Source organism: uncultured Sphaerochaeta sp., from assembly GCF_963676625.2.
In the GTDB taxonomy this organism is placed as follows: domain Bacteria; phylum Spirochaetota; class Spirochaetia; order Sphaerochaetales; family Sphaerochaetaceae; genus Sphaerochaeta.
The window spans coordinates 106,463-123,143 of sequence record NZ_CAXXYB010000014.1 but is presented as its reverse complement, the minus strand read 5'-3'; the positions used below and the strand labels follow the sequence as shown (position 1 = coordinate 123,143).

Genomic DNA, 16,681 nt, shown 5'->3' with positions numbered 1-16,681 from the left:
CTCCTGGTATATGTCAAATGAAATCCTTCAATTTCCTGCTACGCTTAGGATGTCTCAGTCTTCTCAAGGCCTTTGCCTCAATCTGTCTGATACGTTCCCTGGTTACTTCAAAATACAACCCGACTTCTTCAAGTGTCAATGAGTATCCGTCTTCAAGACCGAATCTCATCTTCAATACTTCCTGTTCTCGAGAAGGAAGGGTTGCAAGAACATCCTTGAGTTGTTCCTGAAGCAAGGAATATGCTGTCTGGGTTGCTGGATTCTCAACTTCCTTGTCTTCAATGAAATCAGATAGTAATGAGTCTTCTTCTTCTCCTACAGGAGTTTCAAGACTTATTGGCTCCCTGGCCACATTCTTTACTGCCTTTACTTTACTCTCGGTCCAACCCAATTTTTCAGCGACTTCCTCATCTGTAGGTTCTCTACCCAAGGATTGCATGAGCATTCTCGATTCCCTTACCACCTTGTTGATCTGTTCAATCATATGGACAGGAACACGAATAGTTCTGGCCTGGTCACTTATGGAACGAGTAATGGCCTGTCTGATCCACCAAGTTGCATAGGTAGAAAATTTAAAACCCTTACGATATTCAAATTTCTCCACTGCCTTGATCAAGCCAATATTTCCTTCCTGTACAAGATCGAAGAAATGCAATCCACGGTTGGTATACTTCTTTGCAATGGAAACAACCAAACGCAGGTTGGCGCGAATGAGACGATCCTTTGCATCCTTCATCATCTTCTGTCCGAATTTGATCCTGGTTGCATGAGAAAGGATATCGTCACAAGGTTCCTCAAACTGATATTCAATATTCTTGAGATCCTTATCTGTCAACTGCAGTTCACGGATAAGGTCCTTGATAGTATCACTGGTAAGATGCAATTCCTCTTCAATCTTGGAACATCTGCTTTGAGTGGCAAGATCCCTTCCAAGTTGGCGCAATTCCTTGGCCGTGGAAATATGGAGCTTATTTTCGAGCTGCTGCTTCTTTTCCTTATATGAACGAATCTTGTTCTCTGCATTGATGAAATCCATCGTAAAGGTGGTAATTTCTTCAGGTTGTAAATCTACCTTGGCAAGTTTCTTCAAAAGCATTGTGCGTGTCTTTCCAAGACTTTCATCATGGAATACATCTTCCCCGCTACTTATCATCTGGTCTTTCTTAAGGATATAGTTCTTCAGGGGAGCCTGCAATTCTTTCAGCTGTTCTCTATAATATTGACTAAAACGTTTCTGGTTCGTGACCAGATCCTTATAGTCCTTTGCATTGTATTCTTCTTCCTGACCTTCGATCTTGGTGTTGAGTGTTTTGATGATATCGTAGAAAAGCGTAATCATGATACCACTTTCCTGAATAACGTCTTTTATGATCAAGGCGCCATCTTCCATCTTTTTACTCAGTTCCACTTCCTGTTCAGCGGTAAGAAGATTTTCCTTGCCGATTTCTCGCAGATACAGGCGTATTGGATCATCACCGGAAGCATCACTCTTATCTGTTCCTAGAATCGTATTATGGCGAACATGTTCAATTTCGCCTTCATGGTCATCGAGGCTTGAAATATCTATATAATGGTCCCCGCCTCCGACTGAATCATCATCGGTGCTTATGCTTGACCAATCATTCTTCATTGAGCCAGAAGAGTCTTCATCATCTGCGCTATCATCACTATCTTCTTCGTCCTGATCATCATCCGAAGACTCACTATTCGAAGCAGAAGCATCTTTTGCAGGGACAGAAGCCAAATCCTCAAGCAAGGAATCTACTGATAAATCATCTTCGACACCTTCGAGCAAATCAGTATCTTCGGGGTCTTCTTCAATATCCTCTTCAATTTCATCCTGTGATGGGCCGTCATTAAAAATACTCCCGGCAACGGGGGCGCTGGTTTCAGAAACCGAAATCTCCAGCTCACTGAGCGTTTGTATAATCTCATCCAAGGCTTCATCATTTGCTCTTTCAGATCCTAGAGCCTTTCGAATGTCTTCCTTGGAGACGAGTCCAGTCTCAGCCGAGCGTGCTACCATGTCCTTGACGATGGTTTGTGAAATGTTTTCATCAAGCATCTGTATCTATACCTACCCTGTTTAATTATCCTGACCAAGAACTTGTCTCAAGAGAGAAATCTTAGTATCAATTTCTGTTTTCTCCCGAAGCAATTCCTCAATCCCTTCTTCCGCGGTGCCATCACTGAGGCTGATGTCTAGCAATCTTTTATTACTTGCCCTTTTTTTTTCATAATTCCTGAGTTGTATCCGATTCACTGCTTCATTTAGTATTTCTTGAGGTGCCAATCTAAACTCTTCCATGGTATAGGAAGTAGATATATCACTCCTTAATTGTGGATCATCAACCATTTGCAGGATATACTCGTCGTTTTTCCCGACATCCTCTCGAGCGGCATCTTCCAATACATCATACAGTGCCTCTGCCTCCTTATCCTCAAGATCCTCGATTGCCAGTTTGTACCTGAATTGCACATACAAACCCCTATTGTTGACAAGTGTCAACATTGCATACAAATCAAGGGAAATCGAAGCAGGATTCAAGGGTTTTACCTTTTCTTGCTCAACTGTTCCCATAGGTTCAAGAACTTTCGTTCTTCCACGAGAATAATCGTCAATTATAGAGGATTCGTCAACCTTCAGCACTTGAGACAGGCGTTTAATCAGATCCTCCTTCTCGATCATGGACTCAGTTGCATCCAAATATGGCCTAACCTTTGAAAAAACAAGGGATTTCCCTTTGGACGTCGTTACATCATACTGATTTACTGCATTGTTTACAAGATAATCAAAGCCTTGTATTGGATGCTGCAAATCAGATTGCAAGGCTTTTTCACCTTGTTTCTCAACTACTTCCGAAGCATCCTTTGCCAAGGAGAGAATCAGCACAGTGTTCTCGATACCATGTTGCTGAGCTATGCTAAGAGTCTTTACCGTTGCACTCTGTCCTGCCGCATCGCTATCGAAAAGCGTAGATACAGAAGTACAATACCGTCTTAGCAATTTGGCTTGTTCATTGGTAAAAGCAGTACCAAGCGGAGCCATTGCATTGGTAAAACCACTTTGATGAAGTGCCACCACATCAAAATTGCCCTCACAAAGAATGGCTGCCTGACTTTTTTTAATCGTATCAAGAGATTCGTACAATCCAAACAGATTGTTTTTCTTGCTATAAATAGGAGTTTCGGGAGTATTGATGTATTTTGCCTTGCTATTTCCACTGAGATCACGGCCCCCGAAAGCCACTGTCTTTCCCTGCCAAGTTCGAATAGGAAACATCAAACGATCCCTAAACAAAGGATAGGTGCGGTTATTCTGGGAAAAAAGGCCACTTTGTCCAAGCAATTCATCACTATAATGTTGTTTTTTCAAAAAACCATGTAACCAGGAGGCGTTGTCTGGAGCATATCCAAGATTGAATTTTTCCCACATTTCTGGCTGTACATTGCGATTCTTGAGATATTCCCTGCCTTTTTCTCCCATTTTTGAATCAGTGAGGATAAAATGAAAGGATCCGGCAATTTTTTCATATAGATCATAAAGAGTCTCATTGATATCGCGTATTCTTTTTTCTTCGGGGTTCTCATCGACCAATTCAACATTTGCTTTTTTGGCAAGGATTTTCACCGCTTCAACAAACGGTACTTTTTCCATTTCCATGACAAAGTCGAACATCGAACCGCCCTTTTTGCAACTGAAGCAATAATAAAAACCTTGTTCATCAACTACGGAAAAAGATGCTGTCTTTTCCTGATGAAACGGGCACAGTCCCCACAACCTTCCACCTCTGCTTGAAAGGGTGACATAATCTGAGACTACTTCGCTTATAGGAATCTTTGCCTTGATCTGGTCAAGGACTGAATCTGATATTTTTGCCATTGAATGCCTTAAAGTATGGTGATGGGTTCATTCCCAGGTTCAACGGCAAGAAGTTTTTCAATCTCATCTTTACCGTAACGTTTTCCCTTTCCCATACCAGGACAAGACAACTGCTCATTATCCCAAGAATCCTTGTTTTCCACTATGCTTCTCCAGAACGGATATGTTCGACATTGCCGCGGCCTACCTTCATAGACCGAACAACCCTTCTTCGTAAGAAAGATACAATCGAAATTATCTTTTTCCTTCAGGCTAATCATTGAAAATGTATCAAAAGAGATTGTTCGACAATACAATTCAAGAAACCGATCCTGTTTCAAGCCAGTACATGCACACAATCTTTCCAAATCTTCTTTCGAAAGGAAAACATACCCAGGTTCGCAACTACAACAGTAATTACAGCCGGTACATTCGAATTGCAGACCCTTTTCGTAGAAGGAACTCATCGATACCCCTTTTTTTACACAAGGACGGAAAAAAGGCCTTCCTCTGAGAAGAAGGCCTTCATTTTTGGAGAGAGAAGGATTCGAACCTTCGAAGGTGTAACCAACAGATTTACAGTCTGCCCCCTTTGGCCGCTCGGGAACCTCTCCATTGCCAAAGACAAACGTACATTACAAAGAATCAAGAACTTTGTCAACCATGAATACCAGAAAACGCAGAGCCGATTGCAATTCACAGGTGTTCCACCCAATTGTTTTCTGTATCTTGTCAATCCTACAACCTTTCTCTTCATTCATAGGTAATTATAAAAGAATTGCCAATCAATCAATTATATTTTGACATAATTTTTCTATATATCATATTTTTTGTTTCTTTTATTCGATTTTTCGTATTTTATTATTGACTGATTATGAATCATACCTAATACTATGGGCAATGGAATCGGTTTTGGAAGATTCCTATACAAGAAGGTCCATATCAGATATAGGAAAAAATCATGGTTCTTTACAATATGCGACAAGAGAAATGATCGGTAATAAAACCAAAACATACGCTAAACAAAATATATAGGAATGAATTGCATTATGGAATATATTGATGTCGATAGTCTGTCTGATTTGCCTATCCTAGGTATGGGGCAGAGATATTTTGACACCATTGGTGGAGATAAAGCATATAGATGTTTTATCATTTCCGAAAAGCCTGAGAATAATAGTTCCAGTGCTGAAAACAAAACAGTGGCAAACTCAGGCATTGAACCCATATTTGAGAATAAGGGGATAGTTATTTATCAGGATACTACGTATCCTCTTCCTGGCTTTTATCGTATAGCACCAGCTAAGGATTATAAGAGTTTTGATGAAATCGATCCCATCACATACCAAAGATTGATGTATATTATATATAATATCAAAAAATTAACAAGAATCGAACTGACTACTTACCATATTCATGTCATATATGAAGAAAAGGTTAACCTTAGTTACAGCCTCCACCTGCTGCTGTTGCCTATGGCTAATGCAAAGAAAATAAATGAATTAGATATTAATTCATATTTGAAATTCTTTAGTGTAGCAGATAATTATCATAAAAGCATAGAATTAAATAAAACACTAAGAGAACTCATCACTAAATGGGAACTCTATAAAAAGGATAATGCTTTTTCTGATCTATTAAATAATAATTTACAATAGATCCCTGTTCATGATAATTTCTTTTTCCAAATAATAAATAACTCTTAAAGAATGCGCTCGATATTGAAATTGCATGAAACTATCAAAAAAGTAAAGTAAAGAAATTTTTCCAGTAGTTTAGTGGTCACCTTTGTTCTGTACATCTTGTTGTTTTTGAATATCATTTGCAATTCAATTTAAAATACCGGGTTAATTTTTTTCTTTGTTTCATGCCCAGTTATTTCATTTCAAGATATACTGGTGACATTTTAGCCCTATTTTTATTCAAAACACCTTTACTATTAAAATCATTTACGTTAGTATTTGCACGCAAAACAGTGATTATGGGCGGTATCTTAACGCAAATATTCTGTATTGATTTGCCGACTTAGCTCAGCGGTAGAGCACGTGACTTGTAATCTCGGGGTCGTCAGTTCAATTCTGACAGTCGGCTATATTACTTAATTCCCTTATTCTAGGTTTCTTGATATCCAAGAAAAGCCTTATAATTCATCTCAAATAGTTTCATATCCTTCAAAATAGAATGAAAACAACAGAATTCTTTATATTTTGTATTTTATTCTTTTCAGTGCCCTACTTTCTTGTCGGTCTAAAGCACAAGGTCAGGGCGAAGCTTTTCTGCACCATCCAAATATACAGGAACTATGTTTTCAACCTCTCCGTTCGTAACTACCATTAGCCTTATTACACGTTCCAACATTCCCTCTATTTCCAGCTCTTGCATGCAGAATAAGGGAGTTACGGAACAGAAACCTCCCTTTCGCAAAGCAGCAGCCGGATTACGGCTTTTCAAATCCCCGGTCTGGGTAATCAACAAAAAGGCCACATCTTCCTCTTGAAGGTTGTTTGCCTCCAGGACCTTTGAATACAATTTACAAATTGACCTATCTATGGTTTCTTTTGAATCGTCTTGTACGCATATTGCGCCACGTATAGCTTTTATCAAGGGGTTGTTCATGACAGGGGTCTCCTCAGCTGATAACCAAACCCTTGGTTACCAGATTTTCGATAATTGCGGTCAAAAAACTCAAAAGGAATATCGTAGCCATTCTCAAAATCGTGATGATCACTGGAGCAAACGGAAAAACCCGGTCACTAGCCCATACGATAAAGGAAAATACAATAATCCAGAACCCAAACAAAAGGTTTGTCCAACCGATCAAGTTCAACGCAAATTGCAAAATATCCAAAAATTCCTGTTGGACTACAAAATAGCTACAGGAAATGTAGACCGCGAAGAAAAAGAGGTATAAGAGCAATGTATAGGTGTGAACCCTGCTGGAAAACGCCAGTAACCGCCGTGTCTGTAGCATGGGGTTATGGTATCATCTTTATTCCACCATCGGCAACAGGAAAAGATACAAAGATATCTCCGCCTTGGGTGGATACGTCGAGAGTTTTTCCTGTTGTACGGTTTGAAAGTGAAATGCTATTGAATGAAAGTTCATAATTTTGAAGCGGCCATCGCAATTGACAGGCCTGTACCATCGAGCTACCTGTTAATTTTGCCGGAAAAAAACTTACTGTCATCCCACTTTCCAAATCATCAAACCGTTGACAATCCGACACGAGATAGCAGATTTCCTTAGCCGTATACCATCTTAGAGGTGGGCCAAATTGATCAAACAATGAATAGGTGGCAAACAAATGATCCAGCCTACCCCCTCCGCCTCCGATGAGCACATAAGAATTCCCTGTCAGTTCTGTCGCCCTTTGCAAAGCCAGGCAGGTATCGCTTTCATCTTTGTCCCTGTCATGTTGTTCAAAACCAATCTTCTTGATTTCTTCAAACAAGGCAGTTGAATCAAAGTCACCGATGGCAAGGTCTACCTTGAAACCAAGCTTTCGGGCAGAGTCATATCCACTATCCGCCGCAATAACAAAATCTCCTGGTTCATAAAGGTCTTGCGGCAAAGCTTTTGGAGGTTCAGCACCAGTAAATATAATTGATTTGCTCATAATTTTTCACTTTTCCTTGCCGATTTTGCAATATTATTATAGAATATTTACACATTCATAAATAAAGAGGATAGTACATGTCCAATTCTGACGAACTTCTAATGACCCTTGCCCTCAAAAAGGCCGATATCATGGTACCGAAAAAGGGAACCGACCTGACAAAATGGGCTGTTGTCGCATGCGACCAGTATACCTCAGAACCGGAATATTGGGAACGCACCAGTGCATATGTAGGTGAAGATCCATCAACTCTTCGTCTTATTTTTCCTGAATGCTACCTCGAAGAACCAAATCCTCAAGAAAGAATCAATCAGATAAATACACATATGTCCCAATATATCAATGAAAAACTCTTTGACACTTATAAGGATTCATTTTTTCTTGTTCACCGTTCCACAGGTGGAGCAAGCAAGGGGAGATGGGGACTCTTGGTAAGTCTTGACCTTGAACAGTACAGTTATGCAAAAGATTCCCGTACCCTCATCAGGGCTACGGAAGGAACCATTCTTTCCCGTATTCCTCCAAGAAAAGAGATCAGGAAGAACGCTCCCTTGGAACTGCCCCATATCATGGTTCTCCTAAGCGATGATCAGCGTTCCGTAATAGAACCCTTGGCCAACAAACGAAATTCCTTGAAAATGGTCTATGACACAGACCTTATGGAAGGTGGCGGGCATCTCAGCGCCTGGGTCATAGACAAGGAAGAGGATTTTAGTATCATCGCCGAATCCCTTCAGACCATGCATGATCGTCTTGATCCTGAAAATCCTTTGCTCTATGCAATGGGAGATGGTAACCATAGTCTGGCAACCGCAAAAAGTTGTTGGGAGGATGTAAAGAAAAATCTAAATGAGGAAGAAAAGGAAAATCATCCGGCACGTTTTGCCTTGGTTGAACTGGAGAACATCTATGATCCAGGTCTTGAATTCGAACCTATTCATAGAGTGCTTTTTGGATTGGATATCAAGACCTTTACCAGTGAAATCGAAAAATGCGCAAAATCCTATTCAATAGAGGTTGTAGAGGACCTGAAAACACTTCATTCTTTGGTAAACAAGAAAAATCAGAACCAACAGTTTGGATTTTGCAATGAAAGCGGATTCTATCTCTTTTCTTTGGTGCAACCGATATCCAGTATAGCAGCAGGAACCCTTCAGGTAGTCATCGATAGTCTACTGAACCAGAAAAAGGCAACTGTCGATTATATCCATGGAGAACAGGTAGTATCTAAATTGGGAAGACAGAAAGGAAATTGCGGCCTCATCCTCCCTGATGTTGCCAAGGAAACCTTTTTTGAATCCATCATCAAGGATAATGCCCTTCCGAGAAAAACCTTTTCCATGGGAGAAGCCCATGAAAAACGGTTTTATATGGAAGCAAGAAAAATCCAGAAATAATCAGCTTAACAAAGCGCTGGCATCGTAGGATCCTGCGCGAACCAAGGTATAAGGTTGCACCGTGCAGTTAATTAATGTAGAAGGCACGGTGCCTTGTCTTTGAGCCCCAACTACAAATGCAGGAACCCTATTTTTGAAAGAAAAGATAATGTCGGTAATATCAGTTATCGACTGGTATCCCGATTCATTTACACTTGTTGAATAAATTGGACTGCCAAGCTTTTGCAGTACTTCCTGGAGAAATGCATCGTTCGGTACCCGGACGGCAGTGGTTCCACCTTGCTTGTTATTCAATATTGCAGTCAGGGAGCAAGGCCAGACCTTTTCAATATCCTCTGGCACAATGCAAAGTTCCTTGGCTTGCTCCAAGGTGGCCAAAATCAAGAAAGGCTTGGTCTCAGCTCTATATTTTATATTCCGCAATGTATTTTCTGCCGGACCTACTTTGGCGCAGAGTCCATATATGGTATCACAAGGAAGAACCAAGACTTTATTCTCTTCCAAGAGATTGACCACCTTTTCAACCGTTCCTGAAACTTGTCGATACAGTACCTGCCCTTCTTCACTATTGCTCATCATTCGTTTCTTTTCTCCTGTTCACAACAAATGCAAAGGATACCGTAAGAACAAGGGAAAAAGCTAGAGCAATTATTAAAATCCAAATAGCTGAAAGGCCTTTAAAATCCCATTTTTCTTTCTTCTCGGAAAGTTTATCTGTTTTAGCAGTGGAAATATCATCATTCTTATCAGAAAAATAAAACACTTGTTCACCTTGGGTTTGGTATCCAAGTTTGAAGGCAGCATCCTTGAGTCCTTCACCGGATTTAAGTTCTACCTTTTGTTTTTCCAGGGAATCAACTTGCAAGGACAATACTTCTTTTTCATAACGAAGATCCTTCAGTTCCTGTTTTACAGATAGATTGCAAAGAAAACCTTGTTTTCCAAAGATTCCAAGCAAAAGAAAAAAGGAAATCCCTGTGCTTAGAATGAATAATAACGCTATTTTTCTTGTCATGCTTTTCTACAACCTATATAATAGATTATAATACTATAGTTATGGTATTCTTGAAAAGCTAATAAAGGGAGGTTAAAATGTTGGAAAACAAACATTATGGACGACAAATTTTCTTGAGCTTGTTTGTAACAGTATTCCTGCTTGTGGTAATTCTCTACCTCTCTGTTAAATTCCTTGTTCCAATGTACAATATCAATCAGGAGCAAATATATAACGTCTTGGTTAGGTTGTTTCCTATTTTGATTGGTTTGGTCATGATTGAAATTGGTGTTCTCATAGCAAGAAGAAAAGATGAGGACTATACTGATGACAATGCAGACAAGCTTCCTCCCAATGCGTATGACCGCCCCTTATACACCCTTCCAGGGGATGATCCAACCCATCTTCATAGCGATGAAATGACTTTTGGACATGAAGTTGTTGCAAAAGAGTCCTCTGACCTGGATTTCAATCTTGTTCAGGCAGGACCTCTGGAAGCTGCAGTACAAGAAGAAAAAGAAATTATCAGACCTGTTACCGAGCAGACCGAAACAAAGCTTTCCGACGGTGTAACCATGGTTGCAATGGCATCGTATGATACAAGTTTTGATTCAATCCTTGATCTTGAACTCAAGAATGCAATCACCCAGAATTATGATTTGACCTTGATTCTCATTGATATAAAGAATGGACCAAAGGGGCCAATCAGTGACAAAATGATTGCCCAATGCACGGATTTAGCCTATTGCTATCTCATGGACAATGATTTCATTGCTGTTATCCTACCCTTCTACAACAGTGAAGAAGCAAAAAGTTTCATGCTCTCGCTCATTCAGGATTGCAAAGCGGAATTTGGTGGTTGTTCAATGGAAATCGGATTCTCTTCTCTCAATGGAAGATCTGTAGACAGTAAATTCCTTTATGGGGAAGCTGAAGAAGCCCTTTCTGTCAAAGAAAACGAATCCAATTAATCCTTCAATGGAATTTCAAAACACATGCGGTCCCTGGTAAGGATAGTTTCAGGAAATATGGTGCGGGCATCTTTAACCAGGTATTTGAGTTCCTTGTCACTGTAACGTGGACTGTAATGAATCAAACCAAGTTTTTTTACTTTTGCATCTCTTGCAATCATGGCAGCCTGAACACTTGTCATGTGCTTTTTTTCTCTGGCTGTTTCTTCAAGATCTCCGGTAAACATACCTTCACAAAGTAAAAGGTCACTATTCTCGACTTCCTTCGCCAGGTTAGGCGAATACAAGGAATCCGTAAGATAGCTGAATTTCCTTCCTGACCTGTCTGATCCCATCACTTGTTCAGGACGAACCAATTTGCCATCAGGGAGCAGCACTTCCTTTCCCTTTTGTAACATACCCCACATCGGACCAATTGGAACTCCCAGCTCCCTTGCAAGGTCTGGATGGAATTCCCCGGGCCTATCTTTTTCTTTCATTACATATCCCATACAGGGTTTTGTATGATCAAGCCGGAAAGCCGATACAGAAAATTCAGGAAGATCTAAAATTACACCTTCCTGAGCTACTTCCACGATAATTTCATAATTGATATACATATCAAGGATTTTTCTATTTGCATCGATATATTCCTTGAGTCTGGGAGGACCGAAGATCGTCAACGGTTCATCCCTGTCGACCTGACTGGAAAGCATCAAGATACCAGGCAATCCAGTAACATGATCCGCATGCATATGACTGATAAAAATGGAATGTATTTTCTTCCATTTCAGGTTCAGCATCTTCAGTGAGACTTGAGTTCCTTCCCCACAATCGAAAAGAAACAACTCACCATCTCTCCTGACCATGGCACTGGTAAGGAATCTATTGGGAAGCGGCATCATTCCGCTTGTACCTAAAGCAAAAACTTCAAAATTCATGTACGCATTATATAGGAAATCAGAGGTTAGTCAAAGTGTGTGCAACTCAACAATTCAATCTTATGGATCCTTCTCAAGCTCCAGAATATGGATAAACCACTTACAACAGCAAGGACTGAGATAATTAAAAGAACTTCCTTTATGGGCACAATAACAGAGAAGTCCAAAAGATAATAAGATAATGCCGGAATTGATCTCTTTGCAAGCATTGAGAGGACACCGTTGAGGTTAATTCCAAGAAGTATCCCTAAAAGTGTACCCAAGGCTATTGAAACCAAGGTTACCGCCATGACAGTTGAGAAATAAACCTTGCTTATTACCCGGTCAGTGGCACCAAGCAATTTGAGTAACGCAATCTTATGTTTATCATCCTCCACCATTTCACTGGAAACTTCACTTATGAAATAGCCACAGAGAATGGCCACGATTATCAATACACCCAATATCGCTTCTTTGCTGGTATTGAGGTTCGTAGCTACCGAATAATTCTCTTCATCCCAGGAAGTAACTGATAACCCAGCTTCCTGCAGGGTCTTCTTTGTAGTCTCTATGGCATTCTCATCTACCAGCAATTCAAAGTAAGTATCGGTAGAAGCTCCAAAAAGCTTTTCAATGAGCGAATAATTGCAAAAAATCAGATTCTCGTCCAATTCCTTATAACCGGAATCGTACAAGGTATCTATGATGCAGAGTTGCGGACGCAACGAAGTACTCTCCACTCCATTTACCATCATAAGGGCTATGCGGTCTCCCCTCTTCACTGAAAGCAATGTCGCCAAACTGGTGCTGATGGAAATACGAGGAAGGTTAGAAGAATCATCCTCCATTTTATCTTTGTATAATGTCATTTGCTTCATTCTATATTCATTGAAATATGTTGAGCCAACACCTTTGACCCTAACCATCTTGTTTGCCGTGGCACTATAGGCAAGAGCCACAGTCTGGGAGACATTCTGTTTGTCGTAAATTGAAGGAAGTGCAGGAATTGCAGTATTAGGGGGCTCATGCACCTGCAAATGGCCATTTCCCAGCAACGCATATTTATCGGCAATCCCATTGCTCATGGAAACAACAAATAACTGTGATAGGACAAGCATGGACACAACCAAGGTTATAAGCAAGATATTAAAAAATATTCGCCTTTTTGCCGTTTTGGTTCCATGAATTCCAAGTTTTCGTGCAGAAAGCAAGAGCACCAATTGTCTTTTCAAGGAGCTACCTCCACACGACGATCATGCAAATGATAGACATGATTACAGCGAGAAGCAAAAAGAGTATCGTGGGTAATAAGCATAAGTGCCACTTGTTGAGTTTCGACTAGAGAGAAAAGCATATTTTCTATAATCGCTGCATTCCGTTCATCCAAGGAACCCGTAGGTTCATCGGCAAACAGAACAAGTGGATTATTTACCAAGGCTCTGGCTATTGCCACTCTCTGGCGTTCTCCCCCTGAAAGCTGATCACTTTTATGACCAAGCCTGTCTTCAAGACCTACCAGTATAAGCAACTCCCTAGCTTTTTTCGTAGCTTCCATTTCATTGGTTCCTGCAATCATTGCAGGAATCTTTACATTTTCCAATGCAGTAAAATCATCAAGCAAAAGGCTATTCTGAAAAATGAAACCCATTTCCTTGCTTCTCATGGCACTAAGAGCTACATCATTGAGTTTTTTGATATCTTTGCCGTCAAACAAGACAGTGCCGCTATCATACTTGAGCAATCCTGCACTGATTTGCAAAAGAGTGCTCTTTCCCGAACCACTTTTACCAATTATTGCAACACTACTGGCTCTTTGGATAGACAAATCCACTGACTCCAGGATGAGCAAAGGATCTCCACCTCTTGCTGTTGCAGGAAAACTCTTCGATATATTTTTCAGCGATAGGATTTCATTGGACTTCGTCATGTATAAACATCTCCATAATATCGACTTTCAAAATTCGTCTCGTACCAATATAAGCAGCAAGACCACTGAAAGAAAGAATGGCGACTACAAGGATGCACAACCTCATAGGATGAATTGTCAGCACAAGTCCCTGGGCAAGGGAGTCTCCAAGGAATCCCGAGATAAAGGGATAGACCCAAATTCCAAGAAAGGAAGCCAATATACCAAGGGATAAACCAACCAAGGCCACAAATAATGCTTGCAAAACAAAAATCAACTGCAATTGCGCCAAACGCAATCCCATTGAACGTAACATTGCCATTTCCCGTTGCTTTGCAAGAAGCAATCTCTTTGAACTGTTTCTTATATGAATTATAATTACTACTATCATAAGGAAGAGGAGAAGCTCCATCATACTCTGCTCCAATTCCATGGCACCATAGAGAGAAGCGTTTGCCTCCTGCCAGGTGATAGGATTGAGCGTACCATCAAGTCCCTTTATCTCTTCTTTCAGTTGCTTCAGATTCCCTCTGGAATATAACCCTACACAAAGGGTAGCCTCTGGATTGAAAGCATATAGGGTATGGAGATCCGTAAGAAACGTTGTATCATCGAACTCATACATAGACGTATAATAAAGAGCACCTATTTCCATTTCCCTTCTTATCGGAACAACCGCCGCTTGTTTTCCTTTTTTCAAGATAGTTACGCTGACAGTATCGCCAAAACCTATATCCGATGCATGAATATAGGAAGAAGCAAGCTTACCTTCCTGAACAAGAGTTCCGCGGAAAGTCCTGATATTTCTTGCTAACCTACCTTCTATCTGGATGCCTCTCAGACGACCTGCAACGGTAACTCCATTTTGTGAAATTACCAAGGTCGGAATATCTGAGTACAGAAACGCATCATCTACAAGATCCAAGTGTTTCAGTTTTTCGACCAAGGCAGAACCTTGTTCCAAAGAATTGTTTGCAAGAGGAATATGAATATCAAAGGATTCATAGGTTCGAATATCATCAAATTGATTCAATTGCAAAGCTTGCATAAAGGAAAGAATCATTGTTATGGAAAACAAGCAAATAGCAAGACCAAAGGCTATGCGAAGGCTAGTATTTCGATGACGATTTTGCCGAGAAAAGGCGTATCTCTTGGCTATGAGGAAGACTGATTTCATTGGTTCACCGATATTGTATCGATAGAACTCTTTTTCCATCCGAGGCATAGGTTATATCGCAATAGGCTTTACCTTTGTCATAGAGCGTTTCCACCCTGGTCTTATCAGCATTAAAAACAATCTCCTTTTCAAGATTATTGTCTTTTGTTACGCGCTGAGATACTGGGACCCCTTCGTTATAGCTAGTCTCACGGACTTTCCCATCTTTATCAACAGTGCGTTCCTTCGTGAGCATCCTTTGCTCATTATACTGGTATTCTGTATGATTGGAAGGAGTTTCTTCGCGTACCAACAAGCCTTGTTCGTCATACGTCTCTGTAATTCCCTGTTGGGCAAGAACCAGGGAACCATGCTCCCCATTTGTAACCTGCATCGGTGAAAGCTTATTTTCTCCCTTCCAGATTTCTTTGATCGTCAGATTATTTGGCAATACTGTCACTTTCTCAAAAGAATCTGAAAGAGTATCGGTAAACCAGGTTCCTTTGGAATCATGTCCAAAATATCCCAGGTGCACCAATCCTTTTCCTATGGTCCTGCTCCCATTGAGTTGATGGGTAACCTCGTCATAGAAAAAGATTTCAATTGATACAAGTTCCCCATTTTGCAATAAAGTTACCTTTTGCAATTTTCCATTCTTTGCATAGGAAAATAAATACTGCAACTCATTTTCTGTTTCACTCATCAATTGGTTGTCTTCATATATCTGGATCAACGTATGCGTGGTATCAGGATAGCTGAAACTTCTTGTCAGTTTATCCCCTTCAAGGCTTTCAGTTTTTGTCCAAAGCCAATCGGCTCCTTTATACAAGGAACTTGAAGTATCTTCGATATGCAAGCTATAAGAAGAGGAAGGCTCATACGGCCCCAGGTCCTGCCCAATACTATTGGATGAATGAACTTCCATCGCAAACACAAAGGATTGCGTACATAGCATAATAAGGAGAACCTGCAAGAAACGTTTCATTTCTCGTCCAGCCCTACAAGAGAATCGAGGAATTCATCTTCATCAAACGGATGCATATCCGCATAGGTCTCTCCAGTGCCTACATACGCAATAGGAATATTGAACTTTTCTCCGATTTGTACCAATGCACCACCTTTTGCAAGGCTGTCATACTTGGTAAGGATCAAGGCATCAAGTTTCACTGCCTGATTGAAAAGATCGGCCTGACTTATGCCATTTTGGCCAGTAGTGCTGTCTATGACCAGAAATTTTTTATAATGGGCATCGTCTATCCCTCTTGCCCTGATAACTTTATCAATCTTTGACAATTCACGAAGCAAGTTTTCCTTGTTATGCATTCGGCCTGCCGTGTCAACCAAGATAATGTCTTCACCCTTGGCCTTCGCAGAAGTAATTGCATCAAAGACCACAGAACCGGGGTCACTGCCATTATTCTGCATGACTATCCTGCAACCTACCCTCTTTGCATGTATTTCCAGCTGGTCTATGGCTGCTGCCCTAAATGTATCGGCAGCGGCAAGAAGTACCTTATTGCCCTGTTTTTGATACAAGGAAGCCAATTTTGCAATCGACGTTGTTTTCCCTACACCATTTACGCCAAGAATCAGAAAAACCGTTACCCCATCCTTGGAAATCTCGGGAATATACCCATGCACCTTGTTTTTTAGGATGCTTTTGACCATAAGCTGTAAATCTTTCTGCGTCTTGGGTTTGGTACTTTTTGCCAGTTTTCTGACTTCTCCACTGATTTGCATCGCAAGATTTGCACCAAGATCACCCTCAATCAAAAGATCTTCCAGTTCTTCATAAAAATCCTCGTCTAGGGAATGAACAGAAAAAAACGCCTTTAACCTAGAACCGAATCCTTTCAACATACTATTCTCCCTATTCTCG

Annotated in this window: 18 protein-coding genes, 2 tRNA genes and 1 pseudogene; 5 read left to right on the top strand and 16 right to left on the bottom strand. The window is 40.6% G+C overall.

Annotated features, from left to right (window positions below; genetic code table 11):
- Nucleotides 1–13: 13 nt before the first annotated feature.
- The 6 genes and pseudogenes from rpoD to ACHZBG_RS18075 form a co-directional block, all read right to left on the bottom strand.
- Nucleotides 14–2,065, bottom strand: coding sequence for an RNA polymerase sigma factor RpoD (gene rpoD / locus ACHZBG_RS18100; RefSeq protein WP_320130864.1), 2,052 nt, complete (start codon nt 2,063–2,065; stop codon nt 14–16).
- A 21-nt stretch (nt 2,066–2,086) separates the two neighbouring features.
- Nucleotides 2,087–3,883, bottom strand: a complete 1,797-nt coding sequence (dnaG, locus tag ACHZBG_RS18095) for a DNA primase (RefSeq protein ID WP_320130863.1) — start codon at nt 3,881–3,883, stop codon at nt 2,087–2,089.
- Between the two features lie 8 nt (nt 3,884–3,891).
- Nucleotides 3,892–4,026 carry a hypothetical protein gene (locus tag ACHZBG_RS18090; protein ID WP_394699435.1) on the bottom strand — a complete coding sequence of 45 codons (135 nt, stop codon included), beginning with the start codon at nt 4,024–4,026 and terminating at the stop codon, nt 3,892–3,894.
- An 18-nt stretch (nt 4,027–4,044) separates the two neighbouring features.
- Nucleotides 4,045–4,329: pseudogene (locus tag ACHZBG_RS18085) on the bottom strand (YkgJ family cysteine cluster protein); the annotation flags it as partial.
- A 65-nt stretch (nt 4,330–4,394) separates the two neighbouring features.
- Nucleotides 4,395–4,476: transfer RNA gene (locus ACHZBG_RS18080), tRNA-Tyr, on the bottom strand.
- A 21-nt stretch (nt 4,477–4,497) separates the two neighbouring features.
- On the bottom strand, nt 4,498–4,623 hold the full coding sequence (locus ACHZBG_RS18075) for a hypothetical protein (protein WP_320130861.1): 126 nt from the start codon (nt 4,621–4,623) through the stop codon (nt 4,498–4,500).
- A 288-nt stretch (nt 4,624–4,911) separates the two neighbouring features.
- Between ACHZBG_RS18075 and ACHZBG_RS18070 the strand changes: the two genes are divergently transcribed.
- Nucleotides 4,912–5,520, top strand: a complete 609-nt coding sequence (locus ACHZBG_RS18070) for a hypothetical protein (protein ID WP_320130860.1) — start codon at nt 4,912–4,914, stop codon at nt 5,518–5,520.
- A 361-nt stretch (nt 5,521–5,881) separates the two neighbouring features.
- Nucleotides 5,882–5,953: transfer RNA gene (locus tag ACHZBG_RS18065), tRNA-Thr, on the top strand.
- A 156-nt stretch (nt 5,954–6,109) separates the two neighbouring features.
- Here the strand turns inward: ACHZBG_RS18065 and aroH are convergent.
- Nucleotides 6,110–6,478: a chorismate mutase gene (aroH, locus tag ACHZBG_RS18060; protein ID WP_320130859.1), complete on the bottom strand. Its 369-nt coding sequence runs from the start codon at nt 6,476–6,478 to the stop codon at nt 6,110–6,112.
- Here aroH and ACHZBG_RS18055 point away from each other — a divergent pair.
- The gene (locus ACHZBG_RS18055; RefSeq protein WP_320130858.1) at nt 6,477–6,773 is read left to right on the top strand and encodes a hypothetical protein; all 297 of its coding nucleotides are present in this window, start codon (nt 6,477–6,479) and stop codon (nt 6,771–6,773) included. The two genes, aroH and ACHZBG_RS18055, sit on opposite strands and share 2 nt — an antisense overlap.
- 64 nt (nt 6,774–6,837) lie before the next feature.
- Here the strand turns inward: ACHZBG_RS18055 and ACHZBG_RS18050 are convergent, their stop codons facing one another.
- Nucleotides 6,838–7,479 carry a thiamine diphosphokinase gene (locus ACHZBG_RS18050; RefSeq protein ID WP_320130857.1) on the bottom strand — a complete coding sequence of 214 codons (642 nt, stop codon included), beginning with the start codon at nt 7,477–7,479 and terminating at the stop codon, nt 6,838–6,840.
- 77 nt (nt 7,480–7,556) lie between these two features.
- Here ACHZBG_RS18050 and ACHZBG_RS18045 point away from each other — a divergent pair, with 77 nt between their 5' ends.
- Nucleotides 7,557–8,876 (top strand): DUF1015 domain-containing protein, encoded by a 1,320-nt coding sequence (locus tag ACHZBG_RS18045; RefSeq protein ID WP_320130856.1) that lies wholly within the window; start codon nt 7,557–7,559, stop codon nt 8,874–8,876.
- Here ACHZBG_RS18045 and ACHZBG_RS18040 read toward each other — a convergent pair whose 3' ends face one another.
- Nucleotides 8,877–9,455 carry an L-threonylcarbamoyladenylate synthase gene (locus ACHZBG_RS18040; RefSeq protein ID WP_320130855.1) on the bottom strand — a complete coding sequence of 193 codons (579 nt, stop codon included), beginning with the start codon at nt 9,453–9,455 and terminating at the stop codon, nt 8,877–8,879.
- Complete coding sequence (locus ACHZBG_RS18035; RefSeq protein WP_320130854.1) at nt 9,442–9,891, bottom strand: septum formation initiator family protein; 450 nt, start codon at nt 9,889–9,891, stop codon at nt 9,442–9,444. The genes ACHZBG_RS18040 and ACHZBG_RS18035 overlap by 14 nt, the downstream gene beginning before the upstream one ends.
- 77 nt (nt 9,892–9,968) lie before the next feature.
- On the opposite strand from ACHZBG_RS18035, the gene ACHZBG_RS18030 reads away from it, so the two are divergent.
- Nucleotides 9,969–10,841 (top strand): hypothetical protein, encoded by an 873-nt coding sequence (locus ACHZBG_RS18030; RefSeq protein ID WP_320130853.1) that lies wholly within the window; start codon nt 9,969–9,971, stop codon nt 10,839–10,841.
- Here ACHZBG_RS18030 and ACHZBG_RS18025 read toward each other — a convergent pair.
- The 6 genes from ACHZBG_RS18025 to ftsY are packed head-to-tail and all read right to left on the bottom strand — an operon-like array spanning nt 10,838 to nt 16,662.
- On the bottom strand, nt 10,838–11,761 hold the full coding sequence (locus tag ACHZBG_RS18025; RefSeq protein ID WP_320130852.1) for a ribonuclease Z: 924 nt from the start codon (nt 11,759–11,761) through the stop codon (nt 10,838–10,840). The genes ACHZBG_RS18030 and ACHZBG_RS18025 overlap by 4 nt on opposite strands.
- A gap of 26 nt (nt 11,762–11,787) precedes the next feature.
- Nucleotides 11,788–12,972: an FtsX-like permease family protein gene (locus tag ACHZBG_RS18020; protein ID WP_320130851.1), complete on the bottom strand. Its 1,185-nt coding sequence runs from the start codon at nt 12,970–12,972 to the stop codon at nt 11,788–11,790.
- Nucleotides 12,969–13,667 carry an ABC transporter ATP-binding protein gene (locus ACHZBG_RS18015; RefSeq protein WP_320130850.1) on the bottom strand — a complete coding sequence of 233 codons (699 nt, stop codon included), beginning with the start codon at nt 13,665–13,667 and terminating at the stop codon, nt 12,969–12,971. The genes ACHZBG_RS18020 and ACHZBG_RS18015 overlap by 4 nt, the downstream gene beginning before the upstream one ends.
- Nucleotides 13,651–14,862 (bottom strand): FtsX-like permease family protein, encoded by a 1,212-nt coding sequence (locus tag ACHZBG_RS18010; RefSeq protein ID WP_320130849.1) that lies wholly within the window; start codon nt 14,860–14,862, stop codon nt 13,651–13,653. Before ACHZBG_RS18010 ends, ACHZBG_RS18015 begins: the two co-directional genes overlap by 17 nt.
- Nucleotides 14,828–15,787 carry a hypothetical protein gene (locus tag ACHZBG_RS18005; RefSeq protein WP_320130848.1) on the bottom strand — a complete coding sequence of 320 codons (960 nt, stop codon included), beginning with the start codon at nt 15,785–15,787 and terminating at the stop codon, nt 14,828–14,830. The genes ACHZBG_RS18010 and ACHZBG_RS18005 overlap by 35 nt, the downstream gene beginning before the upstream one ends.
- The gene (gene ftsY, locus ACHZBG_RS18000; RefSeq protein WP_320130847.1) at nt 15,784–16,662 is read right to left on the bottom strand and encodes a signal recognition particle-docking protein FtsY; all 879 of its coding nucleotides are present in this window, start codon (nt 16,660–16,662) and stop codon (nt 15,784–15,786) included. Before ftsY ends, ACHZBG_RS18005 begins: the two co-directional genes overlap by 4 nt.
- Nucleotides 16,663–16,681 lie beyond the last annotated feature (19 nt).